At 60.2% G+C, this 23658-nt stretch carries 19 protein-coding genes; 6 read left to right on the plus strand and 13 right to left on the minus strand.

What is annotated here, in order from left to right:
* Nucleotides 1-94: 94 nt before the first annotated feature.
* Complete coding sequence (locus ACSQ83_RS11280) at nucleotides 95-1057, minus strand: LysR family transcriptional regulator (RefSeq protein WP_436228175.1); 963 nt, start codon at nucleotides 1055-1057, stop codon at nucleotides 95-97.
* A gap of 215 nt (nucleotides 1058-1272) precedes the next feature.
* On the opposite strand from ACSQ83_RS11280, the gene ACSQ83_RS11285 reads away from it, so the two are divergent.
* The 3 genes from ACSQ83_RS11285 (at nucleotide 1273) to ACSQ83_RS11295 (ending at nucleotide 4407) form a co-directional block, all read left to right on the plus strand.
* Nucleotides 1273-2817, plus strand: a complete 1545-nt coding sequence (locus ACSQ83_RS11285; RefSeq protein ID WP_414952718.1) for a CoA-acylating methylmalonate-semialdehyde dehydrogenase — start codon at nucleotides 1273-1275, stop codon at nucleotides 2815-2817.
* A gap of 41 nt (nucleotides 2818-2858) precedes the next feature.
* Nucleotides 2859-3749, plus strand: coding sequence for a 3-hydroxyisobutyrate dehydrogenase (mmsB, locus tag ACSQ83_RS11290; protein ID WP_436228176.1), 891 nt, complete (start codon nucleotides 2859-2861; stop codon nucleotides 3747-3749).
* Between the two features lie 310 nt (nucleotides 3750-4059).
* A complete protein-coding gene (locus ACSQ83_RS11295; protein WP_414952716.1) occupies nucleotides 4060-4407 on the plus strand; it encodes a hypothetical protein in 348 nt (115 codons plus the stop codon).
* Between the two features lie 133 nt (nucleotides 4408-4540).
* Here ACSQ83_RS11295 and ACSQ83_RS11300 read toward each other — a convergent pair whose 3' ends face one another.
* The 4 genes from ACSQ83_RS11300 to pdxY all read right to left on the minus strand — a co-directional run bounded on the left by ACSQ83_RS11300 (nucleotide 4541) and on the right by pdxY (nucleotide 9714).
* Complete coding sequence (locus ACSQ83_RS11300) at nucleotides 4541-5977, minus strand: dihydrolipoyl dehydrogenase (RefSeq protein WP_436228177.1); 1437 nt, start codon at nucleotides 5975-5977, stop codon at nucleotides 4541-4543.
* Between the two features lie 48 nt (nucleotides 5978-6025).
* Entirely contained in the window at nucleotides 6026-7885 is a 1860-nt protein-coding gene (locus tag ACSQ83_RS11305; RefSeq protein WP_436228178.1) for a glycoside hydrolase family 15 protein, read from the minus strand.
* A complete protein-coding gene (locus ACSQ83_RS11310; RefSeq protein ID WP_414952713.1) occupies nucleotides 7878-8678 on the minus strand; it encodes an SDR family oxidoreductase in 801 nt (266 codons plus the stop codon). The genes ACSQ83_RS11305 and ACSQ83_RS11310 overlap by 8 nt, the downstream gene beginning before the upstream one ends.
* Before the next feature lie 172 nt (nucleotides 8679-8850).
* A complete protein-coding gene (pdxY, locus tag ACSQ83_RS11315; protein ID WP_414952712.1) occupies nucleotides 8851-9714 on the minus strand; it encodes a pyridoxal kinase PdxY in 864 nt (287 codons plus the stop codon).
* A 131-nt stretch (nucleotides 9715-9845) separates the two neighbouring features.
* On the opposite strand from pdxY, the gene ACSQ83_RS11320 reads away from it, so the two are divergent.
* From ACSQ83_RS11320 to glgA, 3 genes are read left to right on the plus strand one after another with little or no spacing between them, the layout of a single operon-like run.
* Nucleotides 9846-10142 (plus strand): hypothetical protein, encoded by a 297-nt coding sequence (locus ACSQ83_RS11320; RefSeq protein WP_436228179.1) that lies wholly within the window; start codon nucleotides 9846-9848, stop codon nucleotides 10140-10142.
* A 56-nt stretch (nucleotides 10143-10198) separates the two neighbouring features.
* Nucleotides 10199-11482: a glucose-1-phosphate adenylyltransferase gene (glgC, locus tag ACSQ83_RS11325; RefSeq protein WP_299711590.1), complete on the plus strand. Its 1284-nt coding sequence runs from the start codon at nucleotides 10199-10201 to the stop codon at nucleotides 11480-11482.
* A gap of 34 nt (nucleotides 11483-11516) precedes the next feature.
* Nucleotides 11517-12992 (plus strand): glycogen synthase GlgA, encoded by a 1476-nt coding sequence (gene glgA, locus ACSQ83_RS11330; protein ID WP_436228180.1) that lies wholly within the window; start codon nucleotides 11517-11519, stop codon nucleotides 12990-12992.
* 4 nt (nucleotides 12993-12996) lie between these two features.
* Here the strand turns inward: glgA and ACSQ83_RS11335 are convergent, their stop codons facing one another.
* From ACSQ83_RS11335 to ACSQ83_RS11370, 8 genes are read right to left on the minus strand one after another with little or no spacing between them, the layout of a single operon-like run.
* Nucleotides 12997-13674: a response regulator gene (locus ACSQ83_RS11335; RefSeq protein WP_436228181.1), complete on the minus strand. Its 678-nt coding sequence runs from the start codon at nucleotides 13672-13674 to the stop codon at nucleotides 12997-12999.
* Nucleotides 13671-15620, minus strand: a complete 1950-nt coding sequence (locus ACSQ83_RS11340; RefSeq protein WP_436228182.1) for a type IV pili methyl-accepting chemotaxis transducer N-terminal domain-containing protein — start codon at nucleotides 15618-15620, stop codon at nucleotides 13671-13673. The genes ACSQ83_RS11335 and ACSQ83_RS11340 overlap by 4 nt, the downstream gene beginning before the upstream one ends.
* Before the next feature lie 37 nt (nucleotides 15621-15657).
* A complete protein-coding gene (gene mobB, locus ACSQ83_RS11345) occupies nucleotides 15658-16212 on the minus strand; it encodes a molybdopterin-guanine dinucleotide biosynthesis protein B (RefSeq protein ID WP_436228183.1) in 555 nt (184 codons plus the stop codon).
* A complete protein-coding gene (locus ACSQ83_RS11350; RefSeq protein WP_436228184.1) occupies nucleotides 16209-16970 on the minus strand; it encodes a peptidylprolyl isomerase in 762 nt (253 codons plus the stop codon). The genes mobB and ACSQ83_RS11350 overlap by 4 nt, the downstream gene beginning before the upstream one ends.
* Before the next feature lie 20 nt (nucleotides 16971-16990).
* Nucleotides 16991-17668, minus strand: coding sequence for a respiratory nitrate reductase subunit gamma (gene narI / locus ACSQ83_RS11355; RefSeq protein WP_414952706.1), 678 nt, complete (start codon nucleotides 17666-17668; stop codon nucleotides 16991-16993).
* Between the two features lie 18 nt (nucleotides 17669-17686).
* Nucleotides 17687-18355, minus strand: coding sequence for a nitrate reductase molybdenum cofactor assembly chaperone (gene narJ / locus ACSQ83_RS11360; protein WP_436228218.1), 669 nt, complete (start codon nucleotides 18353-18355; stop codon nucleotides 17687-17689).
* Entirely contained in the window at nucleotides 18349-19902 is a 1554-nt protein-coding gene (narH, locus tag ACSQ83_RS11365; RefSeq protein WP_436228185.1) for a nitrate reductase subunit beta, read from the minus strand. The genes narJ and narH overlap by 7 nt, the downstream gene beginning before the upstream one ends.
* Entirely contained in the window at nucleotides 19899-23645 is a 3747-nt protein-coding gene (locus ACSQ83_RS11370; RefSeq protein WP_436228186.1) for a nitrate reductase subunit alpha, read from the minus strand. Before ACSQ83_RS11370 ends, narH begins: the two co-directional genes overlap by 4 nt.
* Between the last annotated feature and the right edge of the window lie 13 nt (nucleotides 23646-23658).

The following is a 23658-nucleotide window of genomic DNA, read 5'->3' on the forward strand; positions in this document are numbered from 1 at the left end:
AGGGCTACGGCGGAAAGCCTTATGGGCGGACGATTATGCACCCGTTACGCGAATGCGTATCTCATATATAAGGGGAGCTGAACAAACACGAAATTCACGGCCTCACCGTTTCGTTCCATAGCATCTCGCGCGCCTCGCCCATCAGCAGCGGACGATTGATTTCAGCCACTGTGCGCAAGAAATCCCACACTGCCGTGATGCGTTTCAGTTTGCGCAAATCTTCGCGGCAGGAGAGATAAAAAGCGCGCGTGACGACGATGTCATCGGCGAGAACGGGCACGAGGCGCGGGTCCTGCGCGGCCATGAAACACGGCAGGATTGCGAGCGAGCGGCCCTGCAACGCGGCGTGATATTGCGCGATCACGCTGGTGCTCCGCCAACGCGATACAGCACCCGGAATCGCGCGTTCGAGATAGAGCAGTTCGTAGCTGAACGCGAGGTCATCGATATAACTCGCGAAGCGATGTGTCGCGAGGTCTTCCACCCGGCTTATCTGTTCATGCTGGTCGAGATACTCGCGCGTGGCGTAGAGGCGCAAGCGGTAGTCGCAGAGTTTGGTGTAGACGGTCTGGCCGTGTTCCGGGCGCTCGAGCGTGACGGCGATGTCGGCCTCGCGCTTGGACAAGCTGACGAAGTGCGGCACCGGCAACAAGTCGATGAAAATCTGCGGATGCGCGTCCTGAAAGCGCGCAAGTTGCGGCGCCAGAAAGAAGCAGCCGAAACCTTCGGTCGAGCCAACTCGCACGTGACCGGACAACGCGTGTCCCGAGTTGGCAATGTGCTCGGTCGCCGATTGAACCGTGCTTTCCATTGCGTCGACATATGCCAGCAGACGCTGTCCTTCGGCGGTCATGATGAAACCGCCGCTGCGGGATTTATCGAAGAGGAGGGTGCCGAGTGCGTCTTCCAGTGCGCGCACGCGCCGCGCGACCGTCGTGTAATCGACGCCCAGACGCTTCGCCGCGCCGCTTGCGCGCTGGGTTCGCGCCACTTCGAGGAAGTACCGGAGATCGTCCCAGTTCAGGTTGCTAAGGCCCGGAGTCGTGCTTTTTTGCATATCGGATGGGTATTTGTATCCATACTTCGTAGAGATTTGCATAACTATACTGAAGGTTGTGGACTCTCCCTAGCCGTTGTGTAATGGGTGAGCCAACAACATTCAAATAATCCGGAGACGACATTCCCCCTGGCGACCCGCGCGGCATTTTCCGCGTGCGTCCGCGTCTCTGTCATCCCGTTCCATCAGGAACGTTCCGTTCAAGGAGCCTCTCTATGAATACCGTTGCTGACCGTCCGTCGCAGGCCGAACAATCCAACGCCGGCGTGCGCACGGCAAAATTGCTGATCGATGGCAAGTTCGTTGAATCGACGACGCAGGAGTGGCGCGATATCGTGAACCCTGCGACCCAGGAGGTCGTTGGCCGGGTGCCGTTTGCGACCGAGGCAGAAGTGGACGCCGCCGTGGCATCGGCGGCAAAAGCGTTCCAGACGTGGCGCCTGACGCCGCTTGGCGCACGCATGCGCATCATGCTGCGCTTCCAGGACCTGGTGCGCCAGAACATGAAACGGATCGCGCAGACGCTGACGGCCGAGCAGGGCAAGACGCTGCCCGATGCCGAAGGCGATATCTTCCGCGGCCTTGAAGTGATCGAGCATGCGTGTTCGATCGGCACGCTGCAGCAGGGCGAATTCTCCGAGAACGTCGCGGGCGGCGTGGATACCTACACGCTGCGCCAGCCCATAGGCGTCTGCGCCGGCATCACGCCGTTCAACTTCCCCGCCATGATCCCGCTGTGGATGTTCCCAATGGCGATCGTCTGCGGCAATACGTTCGTGCTCAAGCCATCGGAACAGGACCCGTTGTCCACCATGGAGCTGGTCGAGCTGGCGCTCGAAGCGGGCATTCCGGCGGGCGTGCTGAATGTCGTGCACGGCGGCAAGGACGTGGTCGATGCAATCTGCACGCATCCGGACATCAAGGCGATCTCGTTCGTCGGATCGACGCATGTGGGAACGCATGTTTACAACCTCGGCAGCCAGCACGGCAAGCGCGTGCAGGCCATGATGGGCGCGAAGAATCACGCAGTCGTCTTGCCCGATGCAAACCGCGAGCAGACATTGAACGCGCTTGCCGGTGCGGGTTTTGGCGCGGCGGGGCAGCGTTGCATGGCGACATCGGTGGTGGTGTTCGTGGGGGCATCGAAGGACTGGTTGCCGGAACTGGTCGAGCGGGCGCGCGGTTTGTCCGTGAACGGCGGCACGGAGGCGAACACCGACGTCGGCCCGGTCGTCTCGCGCGCGGCCAAGGAGCGGATCCTCGGGTTGATCGATGCAGGCGTGAAGGAAGGTGCAACCCTTTCGCTGGATGGCCGCGATGTAAAGGTGAAGGGATACGAGCAGGGCAATTTCATTGGCCCGACGGTGTTCTCTGGCGTCACCACCGACATGACCATCTATAAGCAGGAGATTTTCGGACCGGTCATTTGCGTGCTGGAAGCCGCAACGCTTGACGATGCCATTGCACTGGTCAACCGCAATCCGATGGGCAACGGCGTTGGCCTCTTTACGCAAAGCGGCGCGGCGGCGCGCAAATTCCAGAGCGAGATCGATGTCGGCCAAGTGGGGATCAACATTCCGATTCCCGTGCCGGTGCCGTATTTCAGCTTCACCGGATCGCGCGGTTCGAAGCTGGGCGACCTTGGACCGTACGGCAAACAAGTCGTGCAGTTCTATACGCAAACCAAAACCGTCACGTCGCGCTGGTTCGACGACGCCACCGTCAACGACGGCGTCAACACGACTATTTCGCTGCGCTAAGTTGGTTGTCAGGTTTGCGATGCAATAAAAAGGGGTACGCAATGGAAATCGGCTTTATCGGATTGGGCAACATGGGCGGCCCCATGGCCGCCAACTTGCTGAAAGCGGGGCATTCGCTGACGGTTTTCGATTTATCGAAGACGGCATTGCAGGCGGCCGTCGATGCAGGCGCGCGGACGGCCGCATCGCCTCGTGAGGCGGCTCAGGCAAGTGAGGTAGTGATCACCATGCTTCCGGCCGCCGCCCACGTCAGGGCGGTGTATCTGGAACCGGATGGCGTGCTCGCCGGGGTTCGTCCTGGCGTGCCGCTGATCGACAGCAGTACGATCGATCCGGCTACCGCGCGGCTGATTGGCGAAGCCGCCTCGAAGCAGGGCAATCCATTCGCCGATGCCCCCGTTTCCGGCGGCACCGTCGGCGCGCAGGCGGGCACGCTGACGTTCATGGTCGGCGCCAATGCTGAGTTGTTCGAAACGCTCAAACCGGTGCTCGCCGGCATGGGCAAGAACATGGTTCAGTGCGGCGAAACGGGGACGGGTCAGATCGCGAAGATCTGCAATAACCTGCTGCTCGGCATTTCGATGATCGGCGTGGCGGAAGCAATGAAACTGGGTGCGTCGCTTGGGATTGAACCAGGCAAGCTTGCCGGAATCATCAATACATCGACAGGACGTTGCTGGAGCGCCGATACGTGTAATCCCTACCCTAACGTTTTACCGAATGCCCCTTCGTCACGCGGGTATACGGGGGGGTTCGGCGCGGATCTCATGTTGAAGGACCTGGGGCTGGCCGTTGATGCAGCGCGTCAAGTCAAGCAACCCATCCTGCTGGGTGCGCTCGCGCAGCAGCTTTACCAGACCATGAGCATGCAGGGTTTGGGCGGGTTGGACTTCTCCGCGATCATCAAGCTGTACGGTAGCGAGGAGGCCTGATTAATATTTGCCGATTGCGAATTGCTGCGGCGCATTTTATGTGATCTTTTAAGCTGCGTTGCAGCATCGCATTCGCTCTGCCATGCTAAGCAAGGACATGGGGAATACGATGATTCGCTTCTTCTGATTTTGGCCTATTCTCAAAGCACGACGTTCATGTCTTCATCTGTATTAGTAAGTAAATTACTAACTGAACGATGAATTCAGTGATGAAGGCAGCGAAGCCGCTTTGAGATGTTTATTAGGTTTATCAGGTTAATTAAGGCCAGCGAAATGCCGGCGGCAAATAGCCAGGATCAAGGAGAGCCAGATGCAAACAACTCGTCATTTTCACATGGAATTGCGGCATGCAACGCTGCCGACCTACGTGTTCAGCTACCTGTTCCCGTTGGTGCTGCTGGCGTATGAGTTATGGCGCGTAGGTTCGTGGGTGGCCGTGCGTGGCTTCAACTTCGCGGACTTCAGTTCGATGGGGTATGAATTTGCGCTGATGCTAGCGGTGTTTGCAATCCAGATTATTGTTGAAATCGCATTCATGGCTGCGGCCATGTTGACGAAACACCATGACGTTGCACATCGTGCAGGTAACTTGCTGCTTGGTGTGTTCTGCTCGGTGGTGGTGCTCGGATTTGACCTCGCACTGCAATACGCAATGTAACGTCAAAATAAAAGCGCGCGGTTTATGTGAGCAGTCGCGCTATTCAGGTTCTCGCAGCAATAAAAAGCCTGTTCGAATGTTTTGTTCGAGCGGGCTTTTTTCGTTGGGTTTTAAGCGCTTGCGGATTCGAAAATCAGCAACCTACCGCGGTTGGCAATTCAGGCGCCGACTGCGAGCGTGATTCAAAGCATTTCTTGTTCGCTTCCTTGAGCGCCGTGCGCAATCCTTCCTCGATCACCGGGTGATAGAACGGCAGCTTCAACATGTCTTCCACGGACAGTTCCAGTTGCACCGCCCATGCAAGCAGATGCCCGAGATGTTCGAGGGCCGGTCCACACCCTTGCGCACCGAGCAATCTGCCGGTCTTGGCGTCGGCATAGACATGCAGCAAACCCCGATTTTGCCGCAGTACGCGACTGCGCCCCTGGGTTTCGAACGACACGCTTCCGGTTACTGTCATCTGCTTGTCGAGGTCGTCGTAGGACGCACCCACGATCGCGACTTGTGGCTCGCAGAACACAATGGAAAATGGCGCCTTGCGTTTGACGGATTGAACATCAGGAAAACACGCGGCGTTGTCGCCGGCGAGCTTCCCTTCGTCGGCGGCATCGGAGAGAAAGGGACGCGTGCCGTCGCAATCGCCTGCCATGAAGATATTGCTGTCGCCACACTGCATCGACTGTTCGTTGAAGAGGGGAACGCCCTTGTCGTTAAGTTCGACGCCGGTCTTTTCAAGCTGCAATGAAGTCAATGCAGGCTTCCTGCCGGTCGCCACGAGCACGCGGTCGAAGCGCTCAGTGCGTTCGGTCCCATCCAGCGCTTTAAAGCGGATCGTGGGTTCTCCATCCTGCATCGATTTTTCGAGGATGGTCGCGTCGGGGTCGAGGTAAAACTCCTGCTGCAGCGCTTCAATCAATGTATCGCGCACAGGAGTGTCCGACAGCGCACCCACCTGGTTTTTCTGGCTGAACATGAAGACTTCCACGCCGAGTCGGGCGAATGCCTGGCCGAGTTCCAGGGCGATTGGCCCCGCGCCGAAAACGGCGCAGCGTTTGGGCAGGGTCTTCAACTCGAAGACATCGTCGCTTGTGATCAGGTGGTCGCCGAACAACTTGAAATCGTCTGGAACGATGGATGCCGAGCCTGTGGCGATCACTACGGCCGTGGCTTCCACGCGCGCGAAGTCATCGATGAGAAGAACGGTACGCGACTCGAAGCGGGCGTAGCCACGGATCACCGTGTCCTGAGGAAACGAATCCGTCTCCTCCAGCACCCCTTTGACGAAGTGATCGCGCTCCTTGCGCACATAGGCTAATACATGCTCACCGTTTGCTTCAAGCTCATACGTGCCTTCAATGCCTCGGGGCGCTTGTGCCTTTGCATCGTGTAGTCCATTGGCCGCCGCGAGCAGCAGCTTGGACGGCATGCAGCCCACGCGCGCGCAGGTGGTGCCGAACTCGGCGCCTTCGATGATTACAGCCTTTTTGCCTGCATGCCGTGCCGCACGATACGCGGCCATGCCAGCCGTCCCAGCGCCAATGACGGCGACGTCCACCTTGATCTGCTTCATTGTTACCCTTGCATTAGATAGCTTCGACTGCGTACTCGAGCGTGTTTTTTATGACCACTGCGGATGTGCCCCGTCCAGGCTCCGGTCGAGCTGGAACGCGGTGCTGATCAGCGCAAGATGGGTCAGTGCCTGGGGGAAATTGCCCAACGCTTCGCCGCTGATCGCAACCTCTTCGGAGTACAGGCCAACGTGGTTGGCATAGGCCAGCATCTTCTCGAATATCAGCCGTCCTTCATTCACCCGGCCTGCTCGCACAAGTGCTTCCGCGTACCAGAACGAACACGCGCTGAAACCGCCTTCCTCGCCGGGAAGACCATCGAGCGAATCGCCGCGCGTGTAGCGGAAAATCAGCGGATCGACGCCTAGTTCGCTGCCGATTGCATCGAGCGTCGAAAGCCAGCGCGGATCTTTCGGGCCGATAAAACGTACGAGCGGCATCATCAGCGTGGATGCATCCAGCGTCGCCGAATCGGGCGTCTGCACGAAGCTCTGGATCTTGTCGTTCCAGAAGTTCGCGTAGATATCGGCGTGAATGGCGTCGCGTACCGCGTTCCACTCGGCGAACGGCGCGGGCAGAGAACGTTTTTGCGCGAGGCGGATTGCGCGATCCATGGCGACCCAGCACATCAGGCGGGAATGCAGCAATGGCCGGCCGCCGTTGCGAAATTCCCAGATTCCCTGGTCTGCTTGTTGCCAGTTTTCCGCAACGAAATTCACCGTCTGCGTGACGTGGCCCCAGCCGTCGTAGGAAATGGCTTCGCCGTATTTGTTGTACAGGTAAATAGCGTCCAGCAACGCACCGTAGACGTCGAGCTGCGTTTGATCGCGCGCTCCATTGCCGACCTGTGGAGGTTCGCTGCCGGTGCCATAAAGTTCGGGGACGATTTCTTCTTCCGGCGTCTCCTCGCCATCTACCGCGTACATCACCCTGAATGATCCGTCCGAGCCGCACTCCTTGTTGCGCGCGGCGATCCAGTTCTTGAAGTCGCGCGCCTCGCCAATGTAGCCCAGCCGGAGCAACGCGTAGACGGAGAATGCAGCGTCACGAATCCAGGTGTATCGATAATCCCAGCGGCGTTTGCCATCCGATGTTTCCGGCAACCCGAACGTAGGCGCAGCGACAATCGCGCCAGTTGCCCGCGAGCTCAACAACTTGAGCAGCAGCGCGGAGCGCATCACGACTTCGCGATAACGGCCGCGGTAGGTGGATTGCGCGGACCATTCGCGCCAGAAGTCGATGGTGCCGGACAGCGCTTCCTTGCAAGGAAGCGTCCTGCGCAAGGCTTCAGATTCCGCGCCGAAGATGAAGCAAACCGTCTCGTCCTCCTTGAGATCGAAGCTTGCGACAGCGTCGTCGTGATCGATCGACAAGGGCACGGTTGCATCGAGCGTGAGGGCTTCTGTCTGAGCGCCAGCCGCCCGGCTTGCGGGCGTGAAGCGCAGCGTATTGGCATCGACTTGCGTAATTTCGTGACTGCCGCGGGCATAGTCCAAACGCGGTGCGCAGCGCATTTGCACGGACATGTCGCCGTAAATCGCACGCACGATCCGCACGACGCAATTGGAGGTCGCCTTGGCGTCGTCGCCATCCGAGACGGGCATGAAGTCGACGATCTCGCACACGGCCTGCGCCGACATGAAGCGCGTCAGCAGCACGTTCGTTTCCGGCAGATACATCTGCTTCGTGCGCGAGACGTCGAAGGTCGGCGTGATGCTGAACGCGCCGCCATTTTCCGGGTGCAGCAGTGATCCGAACACAGTCGGCGAATCGATGCGCGGAAAGCACATGAAATCGATCACGCCATCGGTCGACACGAGCGCGGTCGTGCGCATATTGCCGATCAACCCATGCGCCTCAACCCCAATGCCCTGTTCCGGTCGGGGGCGGTCTTCGCGAGGGCTAACCATTGTCGGCAAAGCCCGGATACAGGGTCATGCCGCCGTCCACGAACAAGGTGGTGCCAACCACATAGTCGCTGTCGTCGGACGCCAGCCAGACCGCTGCCCGGCCGATATCCTCGCTCTCGCCAATCCGGCCGTAGGGCACGAGTTCGAGCAGCGCCTTCAACGCTTCGGGGTTGTCCCACGCCGCCTTGTTGATCGGCGTGCGGATGGCGCCCGGTGCAATCGAATTCACGCGGATCCCGTGCGGCGCGACTTCCTGCGCGAGCGATTTCATCATCATCTGGATGCCGCCTTTCGACGATGCATAGTTGACGTGTCCCGCCCATGGAATCACCTCATGCACCGAGCTCATGCAGATGATCTTGCCCAGCGCCTTGGACACGGGACGCGAACCGCGCCGGAGGAATTCACGCACGGCGCGTTGAGCGGTGAGGAACTGGCCCGTGAGGTTCACGTTCAACACGGCGTTCCAGTCGGCGAGCGACATGTCGACGAATTTCGCGTCCTTCTGCAGGCCGGAATTTGCGACCACGATGTCGACCGTTCCGAAACGCTTGATCAATGTGTCGAACATGGCGTCGATGTCGGCTTCGTCGGAGACATCGGCCTGGATGGCGATAGCCTGGCCGCCGGCTTTTTGTATCGATGCCGCGAGCGCTTCAGCAGCTTCGCCATGCGAGTGGTAGTTAATCGCGACGCTCGCGCCGGCATCGGCGAGCGCTTGAGCCACGCCGTAGCCTATGCCCGAACTGCCACCGGTGATGAGCGCGACCTGACCTTCGAGTACTGGGTTCATAACGTTCCCTGATTCGGTGCGAAGCGCGCTGTAGGCAACGCGTTCTTGCGTAGCGCCTGCTCGCGATGCACCTGCTGGGGGCCGGCCTTAAGCCGGAGACGTCAGGGGACGGAGCAAGTGCCGGTCCCGCTCGCGAAAGCGTTCGTGGACTGGCGCCAAGGCGTCCTGCTTGCTATTCCGACTCCACCCCAAGCGCGGGAAAACGTTCCGTGGGATAGGCGATCTCGTCTTGCGACGCGACGATCTCAAGCTCATAGCGTCCGGCCTGGAATGTATTCCGTACGACGGCGTTCACTGCGGCAAGCGTGTGCTCCAGCGCATCTCGCACCGAGTCGCCCAGCAGCGTACGCGCGAGAAATACCGCGCTGGTCAGGTCGCCCACGCCGACCGGTTGCCGCGCGAAAGGGTAGAGCGGCCGCTGCGCAAACCACGCTTCGGTCGCGGTCACGGCGAGCATGTTGAAGGTATCGGCGCGGCTGTTTCTGTCGATCAGGTGTTTGACGAGGATGACTTTCGGGCCACGGGCGATCACCTCGCGGCAGGCCGCGACCGCTTCGTCCACCGTTTCGATGGTGCGTCCCGTCAGCTTCTGCAATTCGATGTGATTCGGCGTCATGGCATCGGAGACCTCCGGCATGATGTTCACCAAGAACTCCTGGATGCCCGGTTCGACGATGCAGCCGCTAGTCGTGCCCATGACGGGGTCGCAGAAATAGCGCGCTTTCGGATTGACGGCTTTCACCATCCTGACAATTTCCACGACTGCGGCGCCTTGCTCAGGCGAGCCGAGATAACCCGACAGGATTGCATTGCAGCGCGACAGCACGCCGATAGCACCAATCCCTTCGATCACGCGCGTCAGTTCGTCGGCGTCGACAACCCCGCCGGTCCAGCGCCCGTATTGCGTGTGATTCGAAAACTGCACGGTGTTGAGCGGCCAGACGTTGACGCCCATGCGGCGCATGGGGAAAACCGCCGCGCTGTTGCCTGCGTGGCCGAAGACCACGTGTGACTGAATACTGAGGACGTTTTGCATGATGGTTTTTAGAGGTGCAGGACAGCGGCCTCACGGCCGCGCACGAAAACCGCATGCATGTTCGGCATGCCAGACATCATTGTGCCGTGGTTTTTGCCTGTATCGGAAGATCCTGTCCGTGGAACCTGCTCGTGAAAGACCCGTGGAGCGGGACCCGCTTGGCATCACTTGGCACGAGGATTGCTAAATTTTATGGATTTGATGCGACGCATAAGGGCGAGAGCCTGTCCGCCAAAGACATTCCATCGGATTGCCAAGCGATTTTGACGAACTCGCGCATCAATTTCCGAAAAGCAGGTGCGAACTATTCACCTTTGCAGCAAAATCATCCCAAACCGCTCAATCAACTGTTGTTCAAACTGAGGTTCAAATCCTCTGGAGAAAACCACCCAATCCCATTCGAGTCATTCGCCAGCAAGCACCGGTAAACAGCTGAAACAAGCTACAAACAGGCCAGAGACAGGCCGCAAAACAGGAGGTCGGTATGGAGACGCTGACAGGAAATCGTACGGATCTGCAGAAGAACACGCTGGCTATCGTCCTTGCGGGCGGCCGGGGTACCCGGCTCGGACCGCTCACGAATAAACGCGTTAAGCCAGCAGTGCATTTTGGCGGCAAATACCGGATCGTGGACTTCGCGTTGTCGAATTGCCTGAACTCAGGCATCCGGCGCATCGCGGTTGTCACGCAATACAAGGCGCATTCGCTCTTGCGCCACCTGCAGCGCGGCTGGGGTTTCCTGCGCGGCGAGTTCAACGAGTTCATCGATATCTGGCCGGCCCAGCAACGCGTTGACTCAAGCTGGTACAGGGGGACGGCGGATGCGGTCTTCCAGAACCTGGACATCATCCGGTCGATCGGGCCCGAGTACATCATCGTGCTGGCGGGGGACCACATCTACAAGCAGGACTACACGCGCATGATTCTCGATCACGTCGAGAGCGGCGCGGATTGCACGGTCGGCTGTATCGAGGTGCCGCGCATGGAGGCGACCGCGTTCGGCGTGATGCACGTCGATGCACAGCGTCGTATAACGGATTTCCTGGAGAAGCCGGAGGATCCTCCCGCGATGCCGGGCAAGCCGGACGTCGCGCTCGCGAGCATGGGCATCTATGTGTTCAGCGCGAAGTACCTGTATCAATTGCTCGAAGAAAACATCCTGACCTCCGATACGGATCACGACTTCGGCAAGGACATCCTGCCGCGTGTGGTGACAAGCGGCAAGGCGATCGCGCACCCGTTCGGCATGTCATGCGTGACGTCGGAAACCGACCCGAACGCACCGCCGTACTGGCGTGATGTGGGTACCGTGGACGCATATTGGTCGGCAAATCTGGACCTCGCGTCGACCATTCCAGCGCTCGACTTGTACGACCGAAAATGGCCCATCTGGACGAATCAGGAGCAGTTGCCGCCGGGCAAGTTCGTGCGCGACCTGCACGGGCAGCAAGGCGCGATCAACAACTTGCTTGTGTGCGGCGGCTGCGTGATCTCGGGTTCGCAAGTCGCGCGGTCGGTGTTTTCATCGGCGGTGCGGGTGCATTCGTTCTGTCACATTAACGAAGCCGTTCTGTTGCCGCAGGTCACGGTAGGCCCGAGCTGCCGCCTGAAGCGGGTGGTGATCGACCGGGGTTGCACGTTGCCCGAGGGGCTGGTCATCGGTGAAGATCCTGATTACGATGCGGAGCGGTTTTTCCGAACCGAAAACGGCGTGGTGCTCGTGACACAGGACGCGCTGACACGTCTCGGACAAGCGAAGCAGTCATAATTCGGGCGACCGGAAACAAGCCAATGGGGAACCGATGACCGTATGCGTGCTGCATGTTGCAGCGGAGATGTATCCGCTTTTGAAAACCGGCGGCCTCGCCGATGTCGTGGGCGCATTGCCGCCGGCCCAGACGCAACTGGGCACGAATGCCCGCGTGATCCTGCCGGCATTTCCTTCGGTGGTGGCGGGGTTGACGCAGATCGAGCCCGTAGCCGACCTTGGCTGGGCGTTTGGCATCGATCACGTGCGGCTCGAGCGAGGTCTGCTCGGACCGCATGGAATCGTGGTCTACGTAGTCCGCGCGGATGCGTTCTACGATCGGCCGGGCAATCCGTATCTGGACAGCTCGCATACGCAATATGCCGATAGCGACCGGCGTTTCGCACTGCTCGGCTGGGCGGCCGCGCGGCTCGCGAACGGAGCGGACACGGCCTGGAAACCCGATGTCCTCCACGCGCACGACTGGCACGCCGGCCTCGCGCCGGCGTATCTGCGGGCACACGAGCGCGCGACCGGCGCGGCGCGCGTGCCCTCGGTCATGACGGTTCATAACCTCGCGTATCAGGGCGTGTTTCCCGCCGCGGAATTCGGCGTGCTGCAGTTGCCGGCGGATTTTTTCTCCGTCGATGGCGTCGAGTTCTACGGTCACCTGTCGTTTCTCAAAGCCGGACTGTTCTACGCGGATCGCATCACGACCGTGAGTCCGACTTACGCACGCGAGATTCAAACTCACGCTCAGGGCGCCGGGCTCGATGGTTTGCTGCGAACCCGCACGCACGATATCAGCGGCATTCTCAATGGCGTCGATAAAACCGTGTGGAATCCGGCGACCGATACCACCATCAACACGCCTTACTCCATCGCCAAATTCACCGGCAAAGCGAAGTGCAAAGCGGCATTGCAGGAACGTGTCGGGCTGGCGCGCGAGCCGGATGCGTTGCTGTTCGGCGTGGTAAGCCGGCTGACCGAGCAGAAGGGAATTGATCTGTTGCTGTCGGCGCTTCCGGATATCGTCCAGCGCGGGGGGCAACTCGTCGTGCTGGGCACCGGCGATCCAGCGCTTGAAAATGGCCTCAAGAATGCTGCGCTGGCGCATCCGCAAGCGGTTGCCGTGGAGCTTGGATTCGACGAAACGCTCTCTCATTCGATTATCGCGGGCAGCGATATCGTCATGGTGCCGTCACGCTTCGAGCCGTGCGGCCTGACGCAGTTGTACGCGCTGGCATACGGTTCGCTGCCGCTCGTGCACTGCGTTGGAGGGCTCGCCGATACCGTGGTGGATGCGTCGCTGGAGAATCTCGCGGACGAAATCGCTACTGGTTTTGTATTCGAGAAATTCGACCGGCCATCGATTGTTGCCGCGATCCGGCGCGCGTTTGCATTGAAGCAACGGCGGCTGGAATGGAAAGCCGTGGTGCGTCGCGCGATGGAACAGGACTTCGGCTGGGAAGCATCGGCATTGCGATACTGCGACGTGTATCGCGAGCTGATGGGATCGCGTCAGGGTTAGTCGGTTACTCGTCGGCCAGGTCGCGTGCAAGCGCGTGAATCGCGATCTGCACGCGGCTCGACAGATTGAGTTTTCGAAGCACGTTGCGCACGTGAATCTTCACGGTGCTTTCGGCCAGATCGAGTTCACGCGCAATATCCTTGTTGCTTGCGCCGCGCGCCAGGATCCGCACGATGTCGCGTTCTCTTGGCGTTAATACAGGAGACGCTGAACTGCGTGATTCGAGCGACGTGGGCAGCACGGCTTCTTCCACGTGTGCCGGCGTTCTCATCTGCGCGATCAGCCGCTGAGTCATGCTCTCCGCGATCACGGATTCGCCCGCCGCCGCGCGGCGGATCATGGTAGCGAGCGCATCGGCTTCCATGTTTTTCAACAGATAGCCGCACGCACCGTCACGCAGCGCGCGGGTCAGTTCATCCACGTCTTCCGACACGGTCAGCATGATGACCGCTGTATCCGGCAAATCCTGCTGCAGCAACTGCAACGTTTCGATCCCCGATAACCCCGGCATGTTCAAGTCGAGCAGGATCACGTCCGGGCGATGCTGCTTTGCGCGCTTGAATCCTTCGATGCCATCGGCGGCATCGTCCACGACTTCAAAGTCGGGCAGACGCTGCAATAACGCGCGCACGCCGGAGCGAAACAGCGTGTGGTCATCGATTAAAAGAATGCGGATAGTCATGCTGCCTGCCGTTCGCTGACGGGCAGCAGAAGGTATACGCGTGCGCCCGTGCCAGGTTCGCTGGTCAGCTCTAAGAGCGCGCCAAGCCGCGCCGCGCGTTCATGCATGATGTGGAAACCGACGTGCGCCTCACCGCGGCTGGCGATATTAGCGGGATCGTAACCGTCGCCGTTGTCTTGTATCGTCAGTTCAAAATCGCGCGCGTTCTTGAGCGTAACGTGGACCTGCGTAGCCAGCGCATGTTTGCGTACGTTCGACAACGCCTCCTGAAGAATGAACAGCACCTGTAGCTGCTGGTCGGGCGGCAAGGGCAGTCCGCCTGTTTCGTCGTAGTCGAGTGTGACTACTGCATCCGTTTGCCGCTCGAAGCGCGTGACCGTCTCGTCCACCGCGTCGCGAAGGTTGCCGGTCGCAAACTTCGTGCGGAAATTGACGAGCAGTTCACGCACGTCCTCATAACTTTCCTCGAGACCTCCGCGCAACAACGGTGCGATCTCGCGCACTTCGTTCATGTCGTCGCGGCTGGCGGCGTTATCGAGTAAATGCAGTTGCAGCTTCAGGAAATTCAGGCTCTGCGCAATGCTGTCATGCAGTCCTTGCGCGACCAGGTGACGTTCCTGCGCGACCGCAAGCTGACGCGCCGCCGTGGCGAGCCGATGATTCTGCAAAGCTGTGCCCAGATGTTTGCCGAGCGTTTCGAGCAGCCGTGTTTCCGACGGCAGCATGGGGCGGTCACCGCGAAAATGCAGCGAGAACGAACCCAGCGTTACGTCGTGCGAGACGATGCCGAAGGCGGCGACTGCATCGAAACCTGCCTTGCTGCAACGAGTCGCGGGCCCGCTGTCAGCCGTTTGCTGCATGCGCAGATCGCGTACGACCGTAAGGCCGCTGGTGGCTGCCGCGCCGCACGCGCAGGTGCTGGCCGGCATGCAGCGCTCGGCATTCAGAATGGGCTCGGGCAAACCTTCGGACACAACGAGATGCAGGTTGTCCGCTTCTTGCGCGAGGACACGAACGGTGCCTCCGCCGGCATTGAACTGGCGCATGACACGCGCAAGAAACCCGCGGCACAGGACTTCAACGTCATGCGCGCCATGCAGGAATGAGGTCATCTCGTAGAGTGCGACCAGCTCGCCGTTGCGGGTGGCGAGTTGAGCGGTTTTGCTTGTCACGCGCAGCGCGAGATCCCGGTACAAGCTTTGAAGCTCGCTCGCCATCCGGTTGAAGCCATGCGCAAGATGACCGAACTCGTCGCGCGATTCGACGGGCAAGCGCGCGCTGAATTCGCGCTGCTCGATACGGGACAGACCGCGCTCCAGACGCCGTACGGGCGTGACGAACCACGCATAGAGCAAATACACGATCGCAATCGTACCCAGACACGCGAGCGCTGCAAGGGCTATTTGCCAGCGTCGCAGCCAGGCGGTCTTGCGCGCGTTTTCACGCTCGATCATGCGGACCAGGGCATCGGCTTCGGCCACGAACGCGGGCAGCCGGGCGAGATACAGCGAGGGGGTATCGATGGAACTCGATAAATCATGCGAGATTGCTGGCATCAGCGACTCGTGCCAGGACCGCGACACGGCCGTGAGCTGAGCGTGGATTGCGGGTGCGGCGGGAAGGAATAACGGGCGTTCGGGATCTCCGCTTTCCAGATTGGCCAGGGTGAGATCGAGCAGGGTGCTTTGCGACTTTACGTCGGCTTTGTGGCCGGCCCGTGCTTCGTTGAGCTGGATCGCCACGTTACCCGCGCGCATGCGCAGGCTGCCTGCGTCATTGATTGCGGCCCCTGCGCCTTCGAGTTGCCAGGACAGCCAGAGCGTACCCGCAATCATGGACAGAACTAATGCCAGCGCCACGCCGGACAACGCGACAATGCGCGTGGATAAGCGGTATCGGAACGGCGTGGCGAGGGAGGAGTTGAGGTGAAGCGGATGATCGGACATGGAACTGCGTGCTTGCGCGACCGGAATGCAAAGGGTGCTAATTATCCGGCGTGTGAGCGTCCATCAGGGAGAGTCCGACTGTTTTACATATGAACTCACCAATCCGGCCAACGTCCGCCAGAGGCAGAAGCGGGATCGCGGGTGCGTCATGAAGACGCAGGGCGTCGTTGGTGGCAATCGCAAGGATTGCCGCATCGGTCAGGTACAGCGGGTCGCGGCCCGCCTCGGGACGCACGACTTCAAGGCGCGGCAAAGGCTCGCGCGTGAAGCCTTCCACCAGCGTCAAGTCCGCTGGTGCGAGCCGAGCGACAAGGTCCGCCAGCGGCGGTTCGGGCGCGTCATGCAGTTCGCGCACGATGGCGTATCTGAACGGCGATGCAATCAGCACTTCGCCCGCGCCGGCCGCGCGATAACGCGCGCTGTCCTTGCCCGGCGGTTCGAGATCGATTGAATGATGACTGTGCTTCACCACGTTCACGACCAGTCCACGCGCGTGGAACCAGGGCAAAAGTGCCTCGATCAACGTTGTCTTGCCCTGTCCCGACCGCCCGCAAATACCAAAGATGCGCAGGTTCGCCGCTGCTTCTGTCATGTCGCTACCCCGTCTTTCCAGCCTTGAATATTAGCGCGTCCGACCGCTTCCATCACATAACGCCGCTCGGCGAGATCGCGCAACGCCTGAGACATGGCCACGCGAATCCGCAGTTCGACCTGCTCGAACGGTAACACCGAACCCGGCGACTTCTCGTGAACCCGGATGATGTGGAAGCCGAACTCCGTTTCCACAAGTGCAGGGCAGAGGGTATCAGCGGGCGCTGCAAATACAGCGCGTTCGAACGCCGCGACCGTGTCGCCGCGGCCTATTTCACCGAGTGCGCCGCCATCGACGCCCGACGGGCAATTCGACAAGGTACGCGCACAGTGAGCGAAGCGCAGGTCGAGATCGTCGGCGTGCAGCAGTTCATCGAGCGTCTGTTGGGCGCGTTGACGCAGCGCCGCCAGATCCACTTTCTCCGTTACCTGAAACAGGATGTGGCTGACACGCGCGCGCTCGTTCACTCGCCAGCGCTCCAGGTCAGCGAGGTAGTGGCGCTCGCATTCTTCATGCGTGGGTGCAGCAGCTTCAGCGAGTTGATGATCGAGCAACGCTTCGATCATGGCTTCGTCGTTCTGAGCCGAGGCCATGATGTTCAACTGAGCCGCTTCATCGAGTAGCACGCGGCGCAGCACTGCCGCCGTCAGCGCTGCCTGATATGAGTCCGGCGCTGAGTCCAGCGTACTCCTATGCGCCGGCATTTCGCGCTCCAGGTCTATGTCCGCAAGCTCCACGCCATTGACGATGATCGCCATGATGTTCTCCTCTTGACAGGTTAGCGAGGCCGCACGAGTTGCCATGCGCGGCTCAGGTACGTGACGGAAGCGAAGCCGCTCCAGACGTGCACGAGGCGGGTGAACGGGAAGATCACGAACAGCGACATGCCCATGAACAGATGCATCCGGAATACGAATGGCGCGGCCGCCACGTACTGCGCTGCGTCACCGCGGAACGTGACGACATGCTGCGCCCAAGTCATGAGCTGGACCATCATGTGGCCGTCCATGTGATCCGCTGACTCCCGGATAGTCGACAAGCCGAGCAGCAGGGTGACGAGAATCCACACCAGCAACACCTTGTCGCCAGTGCGGGTCACGGCGGAAACACGCGCGTTGGTGAGGCGGCGGTGAATCAGGATGACGAGACCGGCGAGACACAGGGAGCCCATCACGCCGCCCGCGATCATCGCCACAGCTTGTTTCGTGCTGTGCTCGATCCCGAGCCAGTCCCAAACAGCAACGGGCGTGAGCAGGCCGGCAAGATGCCCGAAGAAGAGTCCGAGAATACCGACGTGAAACAGGATGCTGCCAAGCCGCAGATTGCCGCGATGAAGCAGCTGCGAACTATCAGCTTTCCATGTGTATTGTTCGCGCTCGAAGCGCGCGAAGCTGCCGAACAGGAAAACGGCCGCCGCAATGTACGGATAGATACCGAACAGAAATTGATTGAGCATGAACGTAATCCCTGGAACTTAGTTGGCCGTAGCAGGCGGTCGCGGATGGAAGTGCATCGGCTGGGCGAGCGGCGTGGGCATCAATGGCGCGAGCAGCGGCTCTACACCGTCGGCGCCGGGGCCGAAACGTTCGAGCGCTTCGTCCATGTCGCGGATCGGCGGTGTTTCGGCGGCTTGCGGCACGACGTCCGTCATTGAACGGAGCACAGTGAAGACACCTGCGTACGGACTCTCGTCGCGTGCCAGACGATCCCCCAGCGCGGCCAGCACGTGGATGGCTTCATCGAGCAGTGCGGGTGCTTCCACCGGATCGATAGTTCCCAGCACTTCGAGGAACAGCGGCACATGATCGGGCAACTCGTTGGTCGCCATCTCAAGACCCAGCCGGCGATATTCATCCAGAAGGTCGACCATCGCCTGTCCGCGATCGCGGCTCTCGCCGTGAACGTGTTCGAACAGATGCAGCGAGTGCGCAGGATTGCGATCGAACGTTGCAACGTAGTTCTCCTGCAACTCGATCAACGAGTGCTCCCTGAGCAGGGCGAGCAACGGTTGCAAGGCGGCTTGAGTGGCCTCAGGAAAGCCACTGAGTTCCTGATTGATCTCTTGCAAGGCATCGAGCAACTCGGCCTCCGGATAGTCGAGCAAGGTCGAGAGCAACGTGTAAATGGATGTTTCGCTCACGATGCCACTCCCGATTTCTTGCGTGACTTCGGCATGTCCGCGAACACCACGCTGCCTTGCTGTTTCTTGCCGAACAACGATCCCTCCGATACCCCGCCGGAGCAACCATTGCCGAAGGTAAATCCACAACTGCCTTTGTCGTTGAAGCTGTCTTCGGCTTGTTCCTTATGCGATGACGGCACCACGAACCGGTCCTCATAATTGGCGATGGCCATCGTCTGGTACATGTCTTCCACTTGCGCGGGTGTGATGTTCAGACCGTCGAGCAACTCGGGTTCAGCGCGGCCATGCACGACCTCGGCGCGTTTGAACGCACGCATGGCGAGCATGCGTTCCAGCGCGGACGTGACAGGCGCCTCGTCGCCAGCGGTCAGCAGGTTCGCTAGATACTTCACCGGAATGCGCAGGCTCTTGACGTCCGGAATGATGCCGTCCATGCCGATATGTCCCGCGTCCGCTGCAGATTGAATCGGAGAAAGTGGGGGGATGTACCACACCATCGGCAAAGTCCGGTACTCCGGATGCAGCGGGAACGCGACTTTCCATTCCACCGCCATCTTGTAGACGGGCGATTTGACCGCTGCGTCCAGCCAGCTTTGCGAAATGCCCTGTGCGAGCGCTTCGGCCTGAACAGCCGGATCATGCGGATCGAGGAACACGTCCAGCTGCGACTGGTACAAGTCCTGTTCATGTTCGACCGATGCGGCGTCGCCAATCTTGTCCGCGTCGTACAGCAGCACGCCAAGATAGCGAATACGCCCGACGCACGTTTCCGCGCACACGGTCGGTTGACCCGCTTCAAGACGCGGATAACAGAAGATGCACTTCTCCGCCTTGCCACTTTTCCAGTTGAAATAGATCTTCTTGTAAGGGCAACCCGAGATGCACATGCGCCAGCCGCGACACTTGTCCTGATCGACGAGCACAATGCCGTCGTCTTCGCGTTTGTACACCGAGCCCGACGGACACGACGCCACGCATGCCGGGTTCAGGCAGTGCTCGCACAGACGCGGCAGATACATCATGAACGTGTTCTCGAAGGTCGAGTACATCTCCTTCTGCACGTTCTCGAAGAGCGCATCGCGGCCACGCGACGAGAACTCGCCGCCGAGGTCATCTTCCCAGTTCGGGCCCCATTCGATCTTCTCCATCTTCTTGCCCGTGAGGACGGACACCGGCCTTGCGGTCGGCGGCGTCTCGGACAAGCGCGCCTTTTGCAGATGTTCGTAATCGAACGTGAAGGGCTCGTAGTAGTCGTCGATGGCTGGCAGATTCGGATTCGCGAACAGGTTTGCGAGGACCTTCAGCTTGCCGCCCTGACGCGGATGAAGCTTGCCGCTGGCGTCGCGGGTCCAGCCGCCTCGCCACTTCTTCTGGTTCTGCCATTCCTTCGGATAGCCAATGCCGGGTTTCGTTTCCACGTTGTTGAACCATGCGTACTCCACGCCATCGCGCGAAGTCCACACGTTCTTGCATGTCACGGAGCAGGTATGGCAACCGATGCATTTGTCCAGGTTCAACACCATTGCAACTTGTGCGCGGATCTTCATGATGCGGCTCCTTCACCTTCATTGAGCGGGCCTTCGAGCCACGCGACCTTTTTCATCTTTCTCACGATCACATACTCGTCGCGGTTCGAACCCACCGTGCCGTAGTAGTTAAAGCCGTAGGCCTGCTGCGCATAACCGCCAATCATGTGAGTGGGTTTGAGCACCGTGCGCGTGACCGAGTTATGGATACCACCACGCATGCCGCTCGTTTCCGCACCCGGCACGTTGACGATTTTTTCCTGCGCGTGATACATCAGGCACATGCCGCGCGGCACACGCTGGCTGACCACCACGCGCGCAGTCAGCGTGCCGTTCAGATTGAATACTTCCACCCAGTCGTTATCGACGAGACCAGCTTCCTTGGCTTCCGCTTCCGAGACCCATACGTGCGGCCCGCCGCGCGACAGCGTCAGCATGCGCAGGTTGTCGGAATACGTGGAATGGATGCCCCATTTCTGGTGCGGCGTGATCCAGTTGAGTACGAGTTCGTGCTCGCCATTCGACTTCGCGCCGAGCATCGCGGTGACAGTCTTCGTATCGATAGCCGGGCGATACACGCACGAGCCTTCACCGAAGTCGAGCATCCAGCGATGGTCCTGATAGAACTGCTGGCGGCCCGTCAGCGTGCGCCATGGGATCAGTTCGTGCACGTTGGTATAGCCGGCGTTGTAGCTGACTTCTTCGGACTCGAGCCCTGACCAGGTTGGGGCGGAGATGATCTTGCGCGGTTGCGCCTGGACATCGCGGAAACGGATCTTGTCGTGTTCGCGACCCGTGGCCAGGTGCGCGTGTTCGCGTCCCGTGATCTTCGACAACGCTTCCCATGCCTTGACTGCAACGTGGCCGTTGGTCTCGGGTGCGAACGTCAAGATCATTTCGGCGGCGTCGATAGCGCTGTCAAGCCGCGGCCGTCCGTGACTCACGCCGGCTTCAGTCACCGTGCGCGTGATGTTCGCGAGTTCGCCCACTTCGTGCGCGCTGTTCCAGTTGATGCCCTTGCCGCCGTTGCCCTGTGTATCGAGCAGCGGTCCTACTGACGTGAACTTGCGATATACGTCCTTGTAGTTGCGTTCAACGACCGTCATGGAAGGCGCGGTCTTGCCAGGGATCAGGTCACATTCGCCTGCGCGCCAATCCTTCGGTTCGAATGGCTGACCAAGTTCACCGGGGGTGTCGTGCATGAGCGGCGTGCAGACGAGATCCGTGCGCGTGCCCAGATGTTCACCGCCAATCTCCGCGAACTTTGCCGCGATGCCTTTGTAAATTTCCCAGTCGCTCTTGCTCTCCCACAAGGGTTGCACGGCTTCGGACAACGGATGAATGAACGGATGCATGTCCGATGTGTTCAAGTCATCCTTCTCGTACCACGTGGCTGTCGGCAGGACGATATCGCCGTACAGGCAGGTAGTGCTCATGCGGAAGTCGAGCACGGTCAGCAAGTCGAGCTTGCCTTCCGCCGCTTCGCGTACATGAACCTCGCCGGGCATGATCGCTTCGTTTTCATCGGAGAAAAGGGCGTTCTGCGTGCCGAGCAAATACTTCAGGAAGTACTCGTGGCCCTTGCCCGAGCTGCCCAGAATATTCGAGCGCCAGACGAACATGTTGCGCGGGAAGTTGACGGGGTTATCGGGGTCATCGCAGGAGAATTGCAACGCGCCCGACTTCAGGCGGTCCACCACGTAGTCAATCGGTTTCATGCCGGCGCGCGCCGCTTCGTCGGTGAGATCGAGCGGATTCGCGCCGAGTTGCGGCGCGCTTGGCAACCAGCCCATGCGCTCGGACTTGGCGTTCAGGTCGAGCATGGCGAGGTTCGAGTAATTCGCCTTGTTCGCGGTCGGTGCCAGCACTTCATCCAGCGCGAGTTTTTCATGACGCCACTGGCTCGTGTGGTTATAGAAGAACGACGTGCCGTTCATCTGGCGCGGCGGCTTGGACCAGTCGAGCGCGAACGCGAGCGGCGCCCAGCCGAATTGCGGCCGCAGCTTTTCCTGACCGACGTAATGCGCCCAGCCGCCGCCGCTTTTACCCACGCAACCGCACATCATCAGCAAGTTGATGATGCCGCGATAAATCATGTCGTTGTGGTACCAGTGATTGAGCGCCGCGCCCACGATCACCATGCTCTTGCCCTGCGTCTGATGGGCGTTCGTCGCGAACTCGCGCGCCACCTGGATCACGAGATTGCGCGGGACCGTGGTGTGCTTTTCCTGCCATGCGGGCGTGTAGGGGACATCGTCGTCATAGCTTTGCGCGACGTTCGGTCCGCCAAGTCCTTGATCCACGCCGTAGTTCGCCATCTGCAAGTCGAACACGGTTGCGACCAGCGCGCTCGTGCCGTCCGCGAGCGTCACGCGGCGTGCGGGTACGTGACGTTCAAGCAATGCGTTGTGTTCGCTGCCGAAATAGGGGAAACCAACGGCGACGACTTCGTCGCGCGCGTCTGCATCGATCAGGGAGACGCGCGGGTCGATCGCTCGTCCGCTGCCGCCGTCCTTCATTTCCAGATTCCAGCGGCCGACCTTCTGGCCGTCGTTGTGCGCGGCTTCGTTCCAGCGAAACCCGATGGTGCCGTTCGGCGCAACAATCTCGCCGCTGTCTGCATCGATCACGAGCGTCTTCCATTGCGCGTTGTTCGCTTCGTCGAGGTTATCGGCGAGATGCGAGGCGCGCAGGAAGTGATCGGGGACGAGCATGCCGTCGTTGTCGCGCAAGAGCACGAGCATGGGCATGTCGGTGTATTGCTTGATGTAGTCGCGGAAGTAGGCGGACTTGTTCGACGCGTTCGCCGCGTGGAATTCCTTGAGCACGACGTGGCCCATTGCCATCGCCAACGCTGCGTCCGTGCCTTGCTTCGGCGCGAGCCAGATGTCGCCGAACTTGACCATCTCGCCGAAATCCGACGATACCGCGACGGTCTTCGTGCCCTTGTAACGCACCTCGGTATAGAAGTGCGCATCGGGCGTGCGGGTCTGGGGAATGTTCGATCCCCATACCATCAAATAGGTGGAGTTGTACCAGTCCGCCGATTCGGGCACGTCGGTCTGCTCGCCCCAGACTTGCGGCGAAGCGGGCGGCAGATCGCAATACCAGTCATAGAACGACAGGCACACGCCGCCGATCAGGCTGAGGTAACGCGACCCCGCGGCGTAGGACACCATCGACATCGCGGGAATGGGCGAGAAACCGATCACGCGATCCGGTCCGAACTTGCCGATCGTGAACGCGTTCGCAGCAGCGATCATTTCGTTGGCGGTGTTCCAGTCGGCGCGCACAAAACCGCCTAGACCACGCACGCTCTTGTAGCGTTTGGACTTGACGGGGTCCTGACTGATCGATGCCCACGCCGCGACCGGGTCGAGACTCTGCCGTGCTTCGCGCCACATCTCCATCAGGCGGCCGCGGATCATCGGGTACTTCACGCGCTGCGCGGAATACACGTACCAGCTATACGAGGCGCCACGCGGACAGCCGCGCGGTTCGTGATTCGGCAGGTCGGCGCGCGTACGCGGATAGTCGGTCTGCTGCGTTTCCCAGACAATCAGCCCGCTCTTGACATAGACCTTCCATGAACACGAACCCGTGCAGTTCACGCCATGCGTTGAGCGCACGACCTTGTCGTGTTGCCATCTATTCCTATACCCTTCTTCCCACTTGCGATCCTCGTTGACAACCGCACCGTGCCCGTTCGAAAACGTCGACTGCGTGCGCTTGACGAACTTCAGGCGATCCAGAAAATGACTCATTGTTGTGTCCTGT

Origin of the sequence: Caballeronia sp. LjRoot29, assembly GCF_964252755.1 — a bacterium.
Taxonomy (GTDB): domain Bacteria; phylum Pseudomonadota; class Gammaproteobacteria; order Burkholderiales; family Burkholderiaceae; genus Caballeronia.

Excerpts from the sequence above, each read along its gene's own strand:
- ACSQ83_RS11280 (WP_436228175.1), bottom strand. The coding sequence starts at position 1,057 with ATGCAAAAAAGCACGACTCCGGGCCTTAGCAACCTGAACTGGGACGAT.
- ACSQ83_RS11285 (WP_414952718.1), top strand. The coding sequence starts at position 1,273 with ATGAATACCGTTGCTGACCGTCCGTCGCAGGCCGAACAATCCAACGCC.
- mmsB (WP_436228176.1), top strand. The coding sequence starts at position 2,859 with ATGGAAATCGGCTTTATCGGATTGGGCAACATGGGCGGCCCCATGGCC.
- ACSQ83_RS11295 (WP_414952716.1), top strand. The coding sequence starts at position 4,060 with ATGCAAACAACTCGTCATTTTCACATGGAATTGCGGCATGCAACGCTG.
- ACSQ83_RS11300 (WP_436228177.1), bottom strand. The coding sequence starts at position 5,977 with ATGAAGCAGATCAAGGTGGACGTCGCCGTCATTGGCGCTGGGACGGCT.
- ACSQ83_RS11305 (WP_436228178.1), bottom strand. The coding sequence starts at position 7,885 with ATGGTTAGCCCTCGCGAAGACCGCCCCCGACCGGAACAGGGCATTGGG.
- ACSQ83_RS11310 (WP_414952713.1), bottom strand. The coding sequence starts at position 8,678 with ATGAACCCAGTACTCGAAGGTCAGGTCGCGCTCATCACCGGTGGCAGT.
- pdxY (WP_414952712.1), bottom strand. The coding sequence starts at position 9,714 with ATGCAAAACGTCCTCAGTATTCAGTCACACGTGGTCTTCGGCCACGCA.
- glgC (WP_299711590.1), top strand. The coding sequence starts at position 10,199 with ATGGAGACGCTGACAGGAAATCGTACGGATCTGCAGAAGAACACGCTG.
- glgA (WP_436228180.1), top strand. The coding sequence starts at position 11,517 with ATGACCGTATGCGTGCTGCATGTTGCAGCGGAGATGTATCCGCTTTTG.
- ACSQ83_RS11335 (WP_436228181.1), bottom strand. The coding sequence starts at position 13,674 with ATGACTATCCGCATTCTTTTAATCGATGACCACACGCTGTTTCGCTCC.
- ACSQ83_RS11340 (WP_436228182.1), bottom strand. The coding sequence starts at position 15,620 with ATGTCCGATCATCCGCTTCACCTCAACTCCTCCCTCGCCACGCCGTTC.
- mobB (WP_436228183.1), bottom strand. The coding sequence starts at position 16,212 with ATGACAGAAGCAGCGGCGAACCTGCGCATCTTTGGTATTTGCGGGCGG.
- ACSQ83_RS11350 (WP_436228184.1), bottom strand. The coding sequence starts at position 16,970 with ATGGCGATCATCGTCAATGGCGTGGAGCTTGCGGACATAGACCTGGAG.
- narI (WP_414952706.1), bottom strand. The coding sequence starts at position 17,668 with ATGCTCAATCAATTTCTGTTCGGTATCTATCCGTACATTGCGGCGGCC.
- narH (WP_436228185.1), bottom strand. The coding sequence starts at position 19,902 with ATGAAGATCCGCGCACAAGTTGCAATGGTGTTGAACCTGGACAAATGC.
- ACSQ83_RS11370 (WP_436228186.1), bottom strand. The coding sequence starts at position 23,645 with ATGAGTCATTTTCTGGATCGCCTGAAGTTCGTCAAGCGCACGCAGTCG.